Origin of the sequence: Cytobacillus sp. FSL W8-0315 (genome assembly GCF_038002905.1) — a bacterium.
GTDB classification, from domain to species: domain Bacteria; phylum Bacillota; class Bacilli; order Bacillales; family Cytobacillaceae; genus Cytobacillus; species Cytobacillus pseudoceanisediminis.
Genome location: NZ_JBBOOC010000001.1, coordinates 4103007 through 4117174, shown reverse-complemented (window position 1 = coordinate 4117174; position 14168 = coordinate 4103007). Strand labels below are relative to the sequence as shown.

Annotated in this window: 18 protein-coding genes; all 18 read left to right on the top strand. The window is 40.2% G+C overall.

Annotated features, from left to right (window positions below; all coding sequences use genetic code 11):
• Positions 1 to 10: 10 nt before the first annotated feature.
• Entirely contained in the window at positions 11 to 553 is a 543-nt protein-coding gene (gene hslV / locus MKY20_RS21170; RefSeq protein ID WP_009330767.1) for an ATP-dependent protease subunit HslV, read from the top strand.
• Positions 554 to 571: 18 nt separating this feature from the next.
• The gene (gene hslU, locus MKY20_RS21165) at positions 572 to 1975 is read left to right on the top strand and encodes an HslU--HslV peptidase ATPase subunit (protein WP_009330766.1); all 1404 of its coding nucleotides are present in this window, start codon (positions 572 to 574) and stop codon (positions 1973 to 1975) included.
• A gap of 136 nt (positions 1976 to 2111) precedes the next feature.
• Positions 2112 to 2891: a GTP-sensing pleiotropic transcriptional regulator CodY gene (codY, locus tag MKY20_RS21160; RefSeq protein WP_009330765.1), complete on the top strand. Its 780-nt coding sequence runs from the start codon at positions 2112 to 2114 to the stop codon at positions 2889 to 2891.
• Positions 2892 to 3321: 430 nt separating this feature from the next.
• Positions 3322 to 3717: a flagellar basal body rod protein FlgB gene (flgB, locus tag MKY20_RS21155; protein WP_009330764.1), complete on the top strand. Its 396-nt coding sequence runs from the start codon at positions 3322 to 3324 to the stop codon at positions 3715 to 3717.
• Positions 3718 to 3719: 2 nt separating this feature from the next.
• Positions 3720 to 4172: a flagellar basal body rod protein FlgC gene (flgC, locus tag MKY20_RS21150; RefSeq protein WP_009330763.1), complete on the top strand. Its 453-nt coding sequence runs from the start codon at positions 3720 to 3722 to the stop codon at positions 4170 to 4172.
• 12 nt (positions 4173 to 4184) lie between these two features.
• The gene (fliE, locus tag MKY20_RS21145) at positions 4185 to 4490 is read left to right on the top strand and encodes a flagellar hook-basal body complex protein FliE (protein ID WP_341002942.1); all 306 of its coding nucleotides are present in this window, start codon (positions 4185 to 4187) and stop codon (positions 4488 to 4490) included.
• Between the two features lie 152 nt (positions 4491 to 4642).
• The gene (fliF, locus tag MKY20_RS21140; protein ID WP_251266691.1) at positions 4643 to 6244 is read left to right on the top strand and encodes a flagellar basal-body MS-ring/collar protein FliF; all 1602 of its coding nucleotides are present in this window, start codon (positions 4643 to 4645) and stop codon (positions 6242 to 6244) included.
• 12 nt (positions 6245 to 6256) lie between these two features.
• On the top strand, positions 6257 to 7273 hold the full coding sequence (gene fliG, locus MKY20_RS21135; RefSeq protein ID WP_019381762.1) for a flagellar motor switch protein FliG: 1017 nt from the start codon (positions 6257 to 6259) through the stop codon (positions 7271 to 7273).
• On the top strand, positions 7257 to 8042 hold the full coding sequence (gene fliH / locus MKY20_RS21130; protein ID WP_009330759.1) for a flagellar assembly protein FliH: 786 nt from the start codon (positions 7257 to 7259) through the stop codon (positions 8040 to 8042). The genes fliG and fliH overlap by 17 nt, the downstream gene beginning before the upstream one ends.
• Positions 8039 to 9355: a flagellar protein export ATPase FliI gene (gene fliI, locus MKY20_RS21125; RefSeq protein WP_251266690.1), complete on the top strand. Its 1317-nt coding sequence runs from the start codon at positions 8039 to 8041 to the stop codon at positions 9353 to 9355. The genes fliH and fliI overlap by 4 nt, the downstream gene beginning before the upstream one ends.
• 3 nt (positions 9356 to 9358) lie before the next feature.
• Positions 9359 to 9802, top strand: a complete 444-nt coding sequence (gene fliJ / locus MKY20_RS21120) for a flagellar export protein FliJ (protein ID WP_009330757.1) — start codon at positions 9359 to 9361, stop codon at positions 9800 to 9802.
• 8 nt (positions 9803 to 9810) lie between these two features.
• Positions 9811 to 10422 (top strand): MotE family protein, encoded by a 612-nt coding sequence (locus MKY20_RS21115; protein ID WP_009330756.1) that lies wholly within the window; start codon positions 9811 to 9813, stop codon positions 10420 to 10422.
• Between the two features lie 29 nt (positions 10423 to 10451).
• Positions 10452 to 11705: a flagellar hook-length control protein FliK gene (locus tag MKY20_RS21110; protein WP_009330755.1), complete on the top strand. Its 1254-nt coding sequence runs from the start codon at positions 10452 to 10454 to the stop codon at positions 11703 to 11705.
• Between the two features lie 12 nt (positions 11706 to 11717).
• Positions 11718 to 12170 carry a flagellar hook assembly protein FlgD gene (flgD, locus tag MKY20_RS21105; RefSeq protein WP_251266689.1) on the top strand — a complete coding sequence of 151 codons (453 nt, stop codon included), beginning with the start codon at positions 11718 to 11720 and terminating at the stop codon, positions 12168 to 12170.
• A gap of 14 nt (positions 12171 to 12184) precedes the next feature.
• A complete protein-coding gene (locus MKY20_RS21100) occupies positions 12185 to 12574 on the top strand; it encodes a TIGR02530 family flagellar biosynthesis protein (protein WP_019381765.1) in 390 nt (129 codons plus the stop codon).
• Positions 12575 to 12651: 77 nt separating this feature from the next.
• On the top strand, positions 12652 to 13458 hold the full coding sequence (gene flgG, locus MKY20_RS21095) for a flagellar basal body rod protein FlgG (protein WP_009330752.1): 807 nt from the start codon (positions 12652 to 12654) through the stop codon (positions 13456 to 13458).
• Between the two features lie 54 nt (positions 13459 to 13512).
• Positions 13513 to 13737, top strand: a complete 225-nt coding sequence (locus MKY20_RS21090; RefSeq protein ID WP_009330751.1) for a flagellar FlbD family protein — start codon at positions 13513 to 13515, stop codon at positions 13735 to 13737.
• Positions 13724 to 14152: a flagellar basal body-associated protein FliL gene (gene fliL / locus MKY20_RS21085; protein WP_019381766.1), complete on the top strand. Its 429-nt coding sequence runs from the start codon at positions 13724 to 13726 to the stop codon at positions 14150 to 14152. Before MKY20_RS21090 ends, fliL begins: the two co-directional genes overlap by 14 nt.
• Positions 14153 to 14168: the final 16 nt, after the last annotated feature.

The window sequence follows — 14168 nt, the reverse complement described above, 5'->3', positions numbered from 1 at the left end:
GGAGTCTTTCATGTCCGAATTTCATGCTACAACAATATTTGCTGTGCATCATAATGGAGAATGTGCAATGTCCGGCGACGGCCAGGTTACCTTTGGAAATGCAGTTGTGATGAAACACACTGCAAGAAAAGTCAGAAAGCTATTTAATGGTAAGGTGCTGGCTGGATTTGCAGGCTCAGTAGCCGATGCATTTACATTATTCGAAATGTTTGAAGGAAAACTTGAAGAGTATAATGGAAACCTTGAGAGAGCAGCTGTTGAGCTTGCAAAAGAGTGGAGAAGCGATAAGGTTTTGCGCAAGCTCGAAGCAATGCTTATTGTTATGAATACGGATAGTCTGCTGCTTATCTCCGGTACAGGTGAAGTGATTGAGCCGGATGATGGAATTCTGGCTATTGGATCAGGAGGCAACTATGCCCTCGCAGCTGGAAGATCTTTAAAGAGATTTGCAGGCGAACACCTGTCAGCAAGAGAAATTGCGAAGGCCTCGCTTGAAATGGCTGCGGAAATATGTGTATATACAAACCACAACATCATTGTGGAAGAACTCTAATAAAAGGAGTGCTGTTGCATGGGTAAAGGAACAAATTTAACTCCCCGCCAAATTGTTGAGCGTTTGGATCAATTTATCATCGGTCAAAAAGATGCAAAAAAAGCAGTCGCTGTTGCACTTAGAAATCGCTATCGCCGCAGCTTGCTTGAAGAAAAATTACGGGATGAAGTAAATCCTAAAAATATACTGATGATTGGCCCGACTGGTGTAGGAAAGACTGAAATTGCGCGCAGAATGGCTAAATTGGTCGGTGCACCATTTGTTAAAGTGGAGGCAACCAAATTCACCGAGGTCGGATATGTGGGCAGGGATGTTGAATCCATGGTCAGGGACCTTGTAGAAACATCAGTCCGTTTGGTTAAAGAAGAGAAGATGGCCAGTGTAAAGGAAAGAGCAGAAGAAAGTGCCAACCGCCGCATACTTGAACTGCTTGTACCGGGTGCCAAAAAGGCAGCTAACTATAAAAATCCTCTCGAAATGCTATTTGGCGGAGGTAATGATCAGCAGCAGGATACGTATCAGACAGAAGATTTAAACCTCCAGGAAAAACGCAAGATTGTAAAAGAGAAGCTTGCTCTTGGCGAATTGGAAAATGAAGTAATTACCGTTGAAGTAGAGGAGCAGCAGCCTTCCATGTTTGATATGCTGCAGGGCTCTGGTATGGAGCAAATGGGCATGAATATGCAGGATGCTCTCAGCAGCCTTATGCCGAAAAAAAGGAAGAAAAGGAAACTGACTGTACGGGAAGCAAGAAAGATCTTAACAAATGAAGAAGCCCAAAAGCTGATTGATATGGACGAAGTCGGCCAGGAGGCTGTATTCCGCGCTGAACAGTCAGGAATTATTTTCATTGATGAAATCGATAAAATAGCTAGCAAAAACAGCGGAGGTTCTTCAGCTGATGTTTCAAGGGAAGGGGTTCAAAGAGACATTTTGCCGGTGGTAGAAGGTTCAACAGTAGTAACCAAATACGGTTCTGTAAAGACAGACCATGTATTGTTTATTGCTGCCGGGGCATTCCATATGGCTAAGCCTTCCGACCTGATTCCTGAATTACAGGGACGTTTTCCGATCCGTGTGGAGCTCACGAAACTAACCGTTGAAGATTTCTACAAAATACTCGTTGAGCCCGATAATGCATTAATAAAACAATATGAAGCATTATTGGTAACTGAAGGTATACAAATTGAATTTTCTGACGATGCTATTCGTAGGATTGCTCAATTTGCTTTCGAAGTTAACCAAAATACAGATAATATTGGTGCTAGGCGTCTTCATACGATCATGGAAAAACTGCTTGAGGATCTATCATTTGAAGCACCGGATGTCACAATGGAAAAAATCACAATTACCCCTCAGTATGTTGAGGAGAAACTGGGAGCCATTTCCCGCAATAAGGATTTAAGCCAGTTTATTCTATGACCCATTGTTTAAAGAACCATGTCATAGGGTACACGAGGAATGAATCTTAAATTTTTTACGAATCTTCAAGAAGTAATAAGTTATTTAATCTTAACAAAATATATGTTTATGGTTGTAGCAAATAGGAGGAAATACAATGGATTTATTAACAAAAACAAGAAAAATTAATGCAATGCTCCAAAGAGCGGCCGGAAAACCGGTTAACTTCAAAGAAATGTCAGAAACACTAAGTGATGTAATCGAAGCAAATATCTTCGTAGTGAGCCGAAGAGGCAAACTGCTTGGATTTGCTGTAAACCAGCAAATTGAAAATGAGCGTATGAAGCAAATGCTTGCAGATCGTCAATTCCCTGAAGAATATACTAAAAATTTATTTAACATCCAGGAAACTTCATCAAATCTGGGTGTAGAAAGCGAATATACTGCATTCCCGGTTGAAAACAAGGATCTTTTCGCAAGCGGTTTGACTACTATTGTTCCAATCATCGGCGGCGGTGAGCGTCTGGGTACATTAATTCTTGCCAGATTACAGGAACAGTTCCATGATGATGATTTAATTCTTGCTGAATATGGTGCTACTGTAGTTGGTATGGAAATCCTTCGTGAAAAAGCTGAAGAAATTGAAGAAGAAGCACGCAGCAAGGCTGTTGTACAAATGGCAATCAGTTCACTTTCATACAGTGAGCTGGAAGCGATCGAGCATATCTTTGAAGAGCTTAATGGCAACGAAGGGCTTCTTGTAGCATCAAAAATTGCTGATCGTGTAGGCATTACGCGTTCAGTAATCGTAAATGCTCTAAGAAAACTGGAAAGTGCAGGGGTTATTGAATCCCGCTCTTTAGGTATGAAAGGTACTTATATCAAAGTTCTAAACGATAAGTTTCTGGTTGAATTAGAAAAACTTAAATCTAACTAATATAGTCCTCTAAAACCCGTCCTTAAATGACGGGTTTTTTTATTACAAATAGATTACATAAGCTGTTGGTAAATTTATGCATTTTTATCATTTTTTATAAGGATTTTAGACTTATTTTACATTATAAGCATTTGCCATGTTTAAAATAAATAGTTCAAAAGAACCACGAAGAGGATGTAGGTGAATTTCAGTTGGGAGAAAGAATCATGTGCCATTGGTAATTAATAGAAATAAATCAATATAACTTTCAGCATATTTAAAGGATTTGCGGAAAATAGGACAAAAGAATCATTAAAATTAACCTTATGTTCATAGACATATTATTTCATATTCATTACAATAATGTTTATGATGACATAATTTGTCCATTATCACCAAATTTCTACAATAATTACCATGATAAAAATTGTTTTTATATGAGGTGTTATGATTGAAACTGTTTTCAGGCACTATATCAACTTTAGAAAAAGCATTGGATTACTCTTCGCTGAAGCAAAAGGTAATATCTCAAAATATTGCAAATGCAGACACTCCAAACTATAAAGCAAAAGATGCAAGCTTTAAAGAAGCTTTTCAGAGCGCTCTAGAAGGATCAATGGAAGCAAACAAAAGTGACATCAGGCATTACGATTTTAAGAATGGATTATCCTCAGCGCAAGGTGTAATTACAAAACGCAATGCTTCTTACAATCATAATGGCAATAGTGTAGATGTAGATAAGGAAATGGCGGAATTAGCTACAAATCAGATTTACTATAATGCAGTGATTGAACGGGTTAGCGGCAAGTTTTCTAGTCTGCAGAATGTATTGCGGGGAGGAAAATAGTAATGTCTATGTTTCATAGTATGAATAACACAGCATCGGCACTTACTGCCCAAAGGCTCCGCATGGATGTAATTTCTTCTAATATGGCCAATGCGGACTCTACCAGAAGTGTGAATGGAGATGGACCCTACAGAAGGAAATCAGTAGTATTGGAACCGAAAGAAGGACAATTTTCATCTTTTTTAAATATGGCAATGAGCCGAAGAGGCGAAAGCTCTGCAGGAAACGGTGTAAAGGTATCAAGAATTGTAGAAGATCGGGAGACGCCAACTAAAATGGTTTATGATCCCACCCATGCCGATGCTAATGAGGATGGATATGTTGAAATGCCAAATGTGGACCCTTTAAGAGAAATGACGGATCTAATTAGTGCGACAAGATCTTATGAAGCCAATGTAACTGTTTTTAATGCCTCTAAAGGCATGATGATGAAAGCCTTGGAAATCGGCAAATAAGGAGAACGTTAAATGAATAATGTAACTTTTATGCCAGTGAATGCTTTAAAGCCTGCTGAAAATCAAAAGACTCATACATATACAGCATTCGATGCTCAGCAAAGTTTTTCGTCCGTTTTAAAGCAATCAATTGAAAAAATTAATAATGCACAGATTCAGTCAGATGTTATGACTGAAAAGCTAGCAAAGGGAGAAAATGTCGATCTTCACCAGGTGATGATTACATCACAGAAAGCGGGCATTACAATGCAGGCTGCACTGGAAATCAGAAATAAAGTAATTGAAGCTTATCAGGAAGCGATGAGAATGCAAGTTTAATTTTACAGCTGTTCCCTTGGAATAAAAATTAAAAAAATTGAAAGGATCCACTTATGGTGAGATTTTTTCAATTTTTTCATGAATGAAAATGATTAAAGCTAAAAACTAGTTATGGCGGTTATTAGCTTAGACAGAATAACCGGAGGATTGTAATGAATGAGACACTACAGAGATATATAGGTAAAGTGAAAGAATACTGGAGCAGCAGGACAAAAAAACAAAAGACGGTTATGATTGGTGCCGCTGCGATATGTATATTGCTGATTGCGGCTGCCGCATTCCTAAGTACTAGGACTACTCTAGTTCCTCTTTATAGCAATTTAACTCCCTCGGAGACTGGGACGATCAAAGAAAGTCTCGATACCAGGGGCGTTGTATCTGAAATTGCAGATGGGGGAACAACGATCAAAGTACCTGAAGAGGTAGTGGATACTCTGAAGGTAGAACTGGCAGCTGAAGGAATTCCGAAATCCGGAAGCATTGATTACTCATTTTTCAGCCAGAATGCCGGCATCGGTATGACTGAAAACGAATTTAATGTTCTAAAGCTTGAAGCAATGCAGACTGAGCTTGCGAATTTGATGAAAGGGATCGATGGAGTAAACGATGCCAAGGTAATGATTAACCTTCCGGAGAAAGGCATCTTTGTAAATGATTCTTCGGAGGAAGCATCTGCCTCTATTGTTCTTAACACCAAGCCAGGCTATCAATTTGAAGAATCGCAAATCCAGTCGCTTTATCACCTGGCTGCGAAAAGTATACCAAATCTTCCCACTGATAATATCGTCATTACCAATCAGTTTTTTGAGTATTTTGACTTAAAAAATAAACAAAATTCTTCATCAGAAAGCACTTTTGCAGCACAGCACGAAATTAAAAAAGAAATAGAACGCGATGTACAGCGCCAGGTGCAAAATATGCTGGGCACTTTAATGGGGCAGGATAAGGTTGTTGTATCTGTAACCGCTGATATTGACTTCACACAGGAAAACAGGGAAGAAAACCTGGTTACGCCTGTTGATGAAGAAAATATGGAAGGTATAGCTATCAGTGCTCAAAAGATTACGGAGACTTTTACCGGCAATGGCGAAGGGGCAGGAGGAACTCCGGCGCTGGGAGGAAACGATGAACCAGTTGGGACAGATTCATATGTAGCGACCGGGGATTCAAGCGGTGATTATGAACGGATAGAAGAGACTATTAATAATGAAGTAAATAAAATCCGCAGGGAAATTGTCGAAAGCCCGTATAAAGTCAGAGACCTAGGCATTCAGGTAATGGTGGAGCCGCCGACGGCAGATGATCCTGCATCACTTCCGCAGGAAAGAATTAATGATATTACCCAGATACTTGGGACTGTTGTTCGTACAACCATTAATAAGGATGCTGCAGCTGATGCAGAATTAACAGATGAGGCAATTCAGGATAAGATTGTCGTCTCAGTACAGCCTTTCAATGGTAAAGTTGAGTTCACAAATGAGACAAGCACCAGCATTCCTTGGTGGATTTATGCAATCGGAGGAGTACTGCTTTTAATCATTGTTCTATTAATCTTCCTTTTTGTTAAAGCGAGAAAGAGGCAGAAGCAAGAAGAAGAGATGGAAGTACAAACTGCAGAGACATTCAATCTTCCGGATGTAAATGAAGAGCATGAAACAGAAAGTACAGTGAGACGCAAGCAGCTGGAAAAAATGGCGAAGGAAAAGCCTGAAGACTTTGCAAAACTGCTTCGCACTTGGATCGCAGAAGACTAAGGAGGATGAAAAATGCCAAAAAAAGAGCAAAGAGAACTAACAGGTAAACAAAAAGCGGCAATTCTTCTTATTTCACTTGGTCCTGATGTTGCATCCTCTGTTTATAAACATTTAAGCGAGGATGAAATTGAGAAGCTTACACTGGAAATCTCCGGGGTCAGAAAAGTTGATTCGTTTGCTAAAGAAGAAATACTTGAAGAATTCCATCAAATTGCACTGGCACAGGACTATATCTCTCAGGGCGGTATTGGTTATGCGAAAACAGTTCTCGAGAAAGCACTTGGCACCGAGCAGGCTTCAGCCATTATTAACAGATTGACGTCTTCCCTTCAGGTAAGGCCATTCGATTTTGCCAGAAAGGCAGATCCGGCACAAATTTTGAATTTCATACAAAATGAACATCCGCAAACAATCTCATTGATCTTGTCCTATCTGGATCCAGCGCAGGCCGGGCAAATCCTGTCAGAGCTGCCGCAGGAAATGCAGGCGGATATTGCAAGAAGGATTGCCGTTATGGATAGTACATCTCCGGAAATTATCAATGAAGTTGAACAGATTCTCGAGAGAAAGCTGTCTTCTACTGTAACACAGGATTATACTCAGACTGGCGGAATTGAATCAGTTGTCGATGTTCTTAATGGGGTTGACCGGGCGACAGAAAGGACTATTCTGGATGCACTGGAGATTCAGGATCCAGAGCTTGCTGAGGAAATTAAGAAGAGAATGTTTGTATTTGAGGACATCGTAACGCTTGATAGCCGCGCCATCCAGCGTGTTATCCGCGACTGTGAAAGTGAGGACCTCATGCTTTCATTGAAGGTGTCCAGTGATGAAGTTAAGGAAATCGTCTTTAAAAATATGTCATCCAGAATGGTTGAAACCTTTAAGGACGAGATGGAATATATGGGTCCTGTAAGATTAAGAGATGTTGAGGAAGCTCAATCAAGAATAGTCGGCATTATCCGAAGACTAGAAGAATCAGGAGAGATCATCGTCGCTCGCGGCGGAGGGGATGATATTATTGTCTAGGCTTATTAAATCATATTCTTCCGCAGTGCCGAAAGAAGAAAAGAAAGTCATTTCTATTAGACTTCTGCAAAGCAATTCAAATCAAATTGCTGATGCAATGGAGCAAAACGCGGTTAGAACTGACGAAGAACTTCAGGCCATGCTGAAAAGTGCCCGTGAGGAAGCTGAAAGGATTGTGAATACTGCGAGAGTAGATTCAGAAAATATGACACGGCAAATTGAGGAGCAGCTAGGAGCGCTAGAAAAGGAAAAACAAAAGGTTCTTGAGGAAGCCCGCTCTGAGGGATTTGCTGCTGGAGCTGATGAAGGCAGACAAAGCGGTCTCCGGGAATACAGCGAACTGATTCATATGGCAAGAGAAGTTGTAAACTCAGCCAAACATGATTATCAGCAGCATATCGAATCATCAGAACAGACCATTCTAAATTTGGGGTTAAAGGTTGCAGAAAGAATTCTTGGAGAAGTTCTTGAACAAAATAGTGACAAATTCCTTTCCATTGTAAAAAGAGCAATAAAGGAAGCGAGAGAATACACTGAGATTCAGCTCCATGTACACCCTATGCATTATGATATGATTCTATCCCATAAGGATGAACTAACCAGGGTATTTCCAAAAGAGACAGATTTATATATATATCCAAATGAGGAACTAAGCAACACAAGCTGCATTATTGAATCAGCAAATGGACGAATTGAGGCCAGTGTTGACAGCCAGTTAGAAGAAATAAAAAGAAAACTCTTTGAGATGCTGGAGAGTGAACTCAATTGAAACTTGAACAGCTGATCCACGAGGTGGATAAAATTGATAGCTTTAAGCGTTTTGGCAGAGTAAAAAGAGTAGTCGGTTTGATGATTGAGTCTCAAGGTCCGGAAAGTTCAATAGGGGATGTATGCATTATTCATATTGGCAAAGGACGGACAAGAAGGATCCAGGCTGAAGTAGTCGGTTTCAAGAATGAGAATGTGATTCTTATGCCTTATACAGACGTACAGGATATTTCACCAGGCTCTCTTGTCGAGACAACCTCGAGACCTCTTGAGGTGAAAATTGGTCCTGCTCTTATAGGAAAGGCAATAGACTCACTGGGACAGCCTCTTGATGGGGGGAATTTGCCAAAGGGTTTAACGCCAGTACTAACCGAACAAACGCCTCCTAATCCTTTGAAAAGACCGCCAATCTCTGAACCTATTGAAGTAGGAGTAAGGATGATCGATAGCATGCTGACAGTTGGAAACGGGCAGCGGGTCGGGATATTTGCCGGAAGCGGTGTCGGAAAAAGTACACTTCTTGGAATGATAGCCCGCAATACTAATGCAGATTTAAATGTGATAGCACTTATTGGTGAGAGGGGCAGAGAGGTTAGGGAGTTTATTGAGAGGGATCTCGGCCCGGAAGGATTAAAAAGGTCCATCGTGGTGGCAGCTACGTCAGACCAGCCGGCACTCATGAGAATTAAAGGTGCATACACTGCCACAGCAATTGCTGAGTATTTCAGGGACAAAGGCTTAAATGTCATGTTAATGATGGATTCAGTAACCAGGGTGGCTATGGCGCAGCGTGAAGTCGGCCTCGCAGTCGGTGAACCGCCAACAACAAAAGGATATACACCTTCGGTTTTCGCTGTTCTTCCTAAGCTGCTTGAAAGAACAGGAACAAATGAATATGGCTCTATAACTGCATTTTATACCGTATTGGTCGACGGTGACGACATGAATGAACCAATCGCTGATACAGTCAGGGGAATCCTGGATGGACACTTTGTTCTGGATCGGGCGTTAGCGAACAAAGGGCAATATCCGGCTATTAATGTCCTGAAAAGTGTAAGCCGGGTTCTGAACCATATTGCAGATGCCTCCCATATTAAATCAGCAGAAAAAGTAAGGGAACTGCTTAGCACATATATAAATGCAGAGGATTTGATTAATATTGGAGCCTACAAGCGCGGATCATCGATGGAAATAGACGAAGCCATTCGATTATATCCTTCGATTATCTCTTTCTTGAAACAAGAAACGAATGAAAAAATTTCTATCTTGGAAAGCATTGGCCAATTAAAAGGATTAGCTGGAAAAGGGGAATAAAAATTGCAGTATCAATTTAAGTTCAATAAAATCTTGAAGATAAAAGAAAGAGAAAAAGATCAGGCGTTTGATGTATACAATCAGGCTGTCAAACGATTTGAAGAAACTGCCAGGAAACTGTACGATCTTCTGAAAAAGAAAGAGGATCTGGAGGAATATCAGCAATCAAGACTGGCTGAAGGTCTTCCGGTTCAGGAAATCAGGCATCACCAGCATTTTGTGAGCAGCCTTGAAAAAACCATTGACCATTATCAAAAAATGGTCGCCAATGCGCGAACCCAAATGAATTTCCAGCAGGAAAAACTAATGGAAAAGAATATTGAAGTAAAGAAATATGAAAAAATGCAGGAAAAAGATTTAACTGGCTTTTTGGAAAGCATGAAACAAGCAGAAGGAAGGCAAATGGATGATATCTCGATTCAGCTGTATATGAATCGAGGAAATTAGGTGGTTAAATGGAAAGAATGCCAGAAGAACAAGAGACACCCAAAACAAGCAGGTTTCAATGGTTTATATTCGTTTTCTTGATTCCGATCCTTTTCGGAATAACTGTAGCCCTGCTGGTTTTTACATTATCAGGAAACAATATTTTTGAAACAGCCAGAGAATATAGCCAAAAGGTGCCATTTTTAGCTTCCGTTTTTGATGACAAGAAATCCCATTCACAGGAAGTGATGGAGGAGGAGCTCATCGGACTGCAGGCAGAAGTTAAGGATCGAGAAGCAAGGATATCTCAACTGGAAAGCCAGCTTGACAGCAAAGACCTGGAATTAGAAAGAGCAGGGCTCGAAAAGCAGAGGCTGGAAGAAGAAATCAACGAGCTTACGGCAATAAAGGAAGAAAACAAGCGAGCATTTAAAGATATCGTAAAGACCTATGAAAATATTTCCGCTAAAAAAGCAGCACCCATTTTAACAGAGATGAAGGATGAAGAAGCTGTAAAAATATTATCAAATGTTAATTCTGACACGCTGGCTGCCATTATGGAGAAGATGAACCCGGAGGATGCAGCACGGTATACAGCACTCCTGACCGCTGCCAAAGAAAAAAGCGGTTCGAATAATTAACAAAAAGTCTTAAGAGGAGGTGAATTTAAGTGCAAATCGGAGGATTAGGATTTATTCAGGCACAATATTCATCGGAAGATAAAAGATCTCTTCAAGATATGAGCAGCACTGGTTTTGGGAGTCTTTTCTTTTCTTTAACCGGAACTGCCAAACCGCAAGCAGAAAGCTTACCTGCAGCAGCTGATGAGGAGAAGATCGAACAGTTAAAAGAATTAATGGAGTTTCTTAAAGTGAGTGAGATCACCGAATTAGAAAACGGAAGTGGGCTTTTGGAGAAGATTTCCCTGCAAACAGAATCTGACATTATAGTGGTCATTTCAGAGCAGCTAAATCTTTCACAGGAAGAATTGGTGCAGATGCTGGAGGGTTTTATGGACCAGGTTCTGCCGGGTGTAAAGCTTGAAGATGTATATTCTGTAGAAGATTTAGATGGTGTCAGCAAAATCCAATTATTAATTTCAGCAATCTCAAATTTTGATCAGAAAGAAGGCATGATCCTGCAGGGAAAAGATTTTAGCGGAGCATTAAAAGCTTTGAAATTGTTTGATATTCTGTCTGCAAAGAAGGATTTTTTCAGCAGCAAAATCAATCTGAAGGAATTTCTAAATCATGTCCAAGTAAAAATTGATGGGTTAATAAACAGTACTTCTGTTGATAAAGGCAGTATGATACAAAAGGTTTTTACCCCGCTTGCAAACGAATTAAACACTGCAAAACAACAAAATAGCTCTGCTAATGAAAATTTGGGTAAGGGAGCCTATAAAATCATTAACAGACCGGAAACTGCTTTGCAGGGATTCGTTCAGGTCCAATCATTTTCAAAACCGGAACAGATGGCTCTGCTGAATCCGCAGGGAAGGACAGTAAGTCCAGATCAGCTTATGCAGCAATTTGAAAACATATTATCCAAGAGCAGCTTTCTCAAAACGGGAGGAACACAAAAGTTATTTATCAAGCTGAATCCTGAACATCTTGGAGCGCTGCGCATAGAGCTTATTCAAAAGGACTCTGCAATGATTGCCAGGATACTTACATCAACTGGCTCCGCCAAAGAAATTCTTGATTCACATATTAATGGTCTAAAGCAGGCCTTCAGTTCACAAAACATTCAGATTGAGAGAATTGAAATCTCTCAGCAAATGACGCAGCAGGATCGCTCCTTTAACAGGGACCCCCAGCAGCAGGAACAGAGGCAGCAGCAGAACAAGGATGAGAATGATCTGCAGCCTGAGAGCGAATTTAACAGCTCTTTTGAAGAAGCACTTCTTAATACAGAAGCATAGGAGTGATAGTAATTGGCAAACACAATAGATTCTTCCCTAATGCTATCAAACTACCAAAGCCAACCCCGAAAAACGGGCTCAGATATATTAGGCAAAGATGATTTTCTAAAAATTCTAATGACACAGCTGCAAAACCAGGATCCAATGAACCCTATGCAGGACAAGGACTTTATTGCACAGATGGCAACCTTTTCATCATTGGAGCAGATGACTAATATGAATAAGACGATGGAGAAGTTAGTGGCTTTTCAGGAACAGAACCAGCTAATGACTTACAATAACTTTTTAGGCAAAAATGTCACCTGGCATAAATTGACTGAATCAAGTGAACCAAACGAGGAGCCAATTATTGAAGAGGGAACTGGAAGAGTAGTTTCTATCCAGTATAAGAATAATACAGCAGTATTTATTTTGGATGATGGAACAAAGCTTGAACCTGCAAATATTTCTCAACTAAATGAATAAAAGGAAGTGAGTGGGTGGATAAACTTATTTTTCGTCCGATCCACACCCAGCCGGTAATAACACCAAAGGGGAATGCTGTTCAAACTTCTAAGCAATCACATAATAAATTCTCTGACCACCTCCAAACAGCCTTGCAGACTGAGGGCGATTTAATTGTCAGCAAACATGCAAAGCAGAGACTTGAACAGAGAGGTATACATATAAGTGCAGAGCGGTGGAAGCAAATTGAAGAAAAGGTAAAGGAAGCCAAGGCAATGGGTGTTAAAGAATCCTTGGTATTGCTCGATAACGCAGCACTTGTAGTCAGTGCTAAGAATAATAAAGTAATCACTGCGATGGATCGTAAGGAAACTCGAACACAAATATTCACTAATATTGACGGAACCATAATTCTGGATCAATAAAAATAAGGGCTGGACCTTTTAAGGAAGCCTATGCTGCCGACTGACAGAAGCAGCATTAAAGAGAGGAGCAAAAATTAATGCTACGTTCAATGTATTCAGGTATAAGCGGGATGAAAAACTTTCAGACGAAGCTGGATGTTATTGGGAATAATATTGCGAATGTTAATACATTTGGATATAAAAAAGGTCGCGTGAATTTTAAAGATATGGTGAGTCAGACTATTTCAGGTGCAACAGGAAGCGGAGAAAATTCGGGCGGTATCAATCCTAAGCAGGTAGGTCTTGGTTCGCAATTATCATCTATAGATACAATTGATACACAGGGGAGCCTGCAAACCACTGGCCGTGTATTGGATATAGGGATTCAAGGTGATGGCTACTTGATGGTTCAGCGAGGGAATAACACCTATTATACCCGCGCTGGAAATTTGTATCTTGATGATGATGCAAACCTTGTTACGGCATCAGGAGATAAAATAAAAGGAGCTGATGGGGCAGCTATCCAATTAAATGGAGGGGATGCTACCGTAATTAAAAGCTTAAGTATATCGAATGACGGAACTATAAACTTCTTAATAGATGGTAACGATACATTGCAGGCTGCCGGACCAATTGGAATAGCACGCTTTAATAATAATGGCGGTCTTGAAAAAATTGGAGACAATCTATATAAGGACACTGTAAACTCAGGTGATGCAGTCCCATTAACCCCAGGAGAAGACGGTGCAGGAATACTCGTTTCCGGAACCCTGGAAATGTCCAACGTAGACCTTTCAGAAGAATTCACTGAAATGATTACAGCTCAGCGCGGGTTCCAGGCAAATACTCGCATTATTACAACATCAGATGAAATTCTGCAGGAGCTTGTTAATTTAAAACGATAATCTAAAGGAGGGTCAGGGCTGAAGGCAAAGAATCTTTAGCCCTGAGAATAAACATTGATTAAAGTATCTCGTCTGAACGGCAAAACTTTTATATTAAATGCTTTGTACATAGAAACAGTGGAATCTTTTCCAGATACGACGATAACGCTCACAAATGGAAAGAAGTATGTTGTAAAGGAATCTGAAGATCAAGTCATGCAATCGATACTAGGATTCTATCAATCTGTTAATCTTCTGGGGCAGCAGCTGGCGGAGGGAAATGAAAATGAAGAACAATAAGCTGTTAATGATAATGTTGATGATGCTTGTAGCGATCACACTTGTAGGAGCTATTGCTCTGGTGATTGTGATGAAATTTTCGGGTGAGGATGAAACAAAAGAGCCGACCATTGATGATGTACTGGAAGCCTCTGTTGATATCCCGCAAATTACAGCCAATTTAGCGAGTGATGATTATATAAGGATTTCCTTTAAAATCCAGACTGAAAACAAAAAAGCTAAAGAGGAATTGCAGAAAAGAGATTTTCAGGTGAAAAACCTCATCATTCAGGAATTGTCTGAAATGAAAGCAGAGGATATACAGGGAAAAGAAGGCCAAATCAAGCTGCAGGAAGATTTGAAAACCAAGATTAACGGTTTAATGCAAGAAGGAAAGATCGTTCAGGTGTACATTACTGAATCTCTCCTCCAGTGATAACCAAATAACTAAC

What these genes read in the sequence shown, in the direction of transcription:
- hslV (WP_009330767.1), top strand. Translation starts at nt 11, where the DNA reads ATGTCCGAATTTCATGCTACAACAATATTTGCTGTGCATCATAATGGA.
- flgG (WP_009330752.1), top strand. Translation starts at nt 12,652, where the DNA reads ATGCTACGTTCAATGTATTCAGGTATAAGCGGGATGAAAAACTTTCAG.
- flgC (WP_009330763.1), top strand. Translation starts at nt 3,720, where the DNA reads ATGTCTATGTTTCATAGTATGAATAACACAGCATCGGCACTTACTGCC.
- hslU (WP_009330766.1), top strand. Translation starts at nt 572, where the DNA reads ATGGGTAAAGGAACAAATTTAACTCCCCGCCAAATTGTTGAGCGTTTG.
- fliF (WP_251266691.1), top strand. Translation starts at nt 4,643, where the DNA reads ATGAATGAGACACTACAGAGATATATAGGTAAAGTGAAAGAATACTGG.
- codY (WP_009330765.1), top strand. Translation starts at nt 2,112, where the DNA reads ATGGATTTATTAACAAAAACAAGAAAAATTAATGCAATGCTCCAAAGA.
- fliL (WP_019381766.1), top strand. Translation starts at nt 13,724, where the DNA reads ATGAAGAACAATAAGCTGTTAATGATAATGTTGATGATGCTTGTAGCG.
- MKY20_RS21115 (WP_009330756.1), top strand. Translation starts at nt 9,811, where the DNA reads ATGGAAAGAATGCCAGAAGAACAAGAGACACCCAAAACAAGCAGGTTT.
- fliG (WP_019381762.1), top strand. Translation starts at nt 6,257, where the DNA reads ATGCCAAAAAAAGAGCAAAGAGAACTAACAGGTAAACAAAAAGCGGCA.
- fliE (WP_341002942.1), top strand. Translation starts at nt 4,185, where the DNA reads ATGAATAATGTAACTTTTATGCCAGTGAATGCTTTAAAGCCTGCTGAA.
- fliH (WP_009330759.1), top strand. Translation starts at nt 7,257, where the DNA reads ATGATATTATTGTCTAGGCTTATTAAATCATATTCTTCCGCAGTGCCG.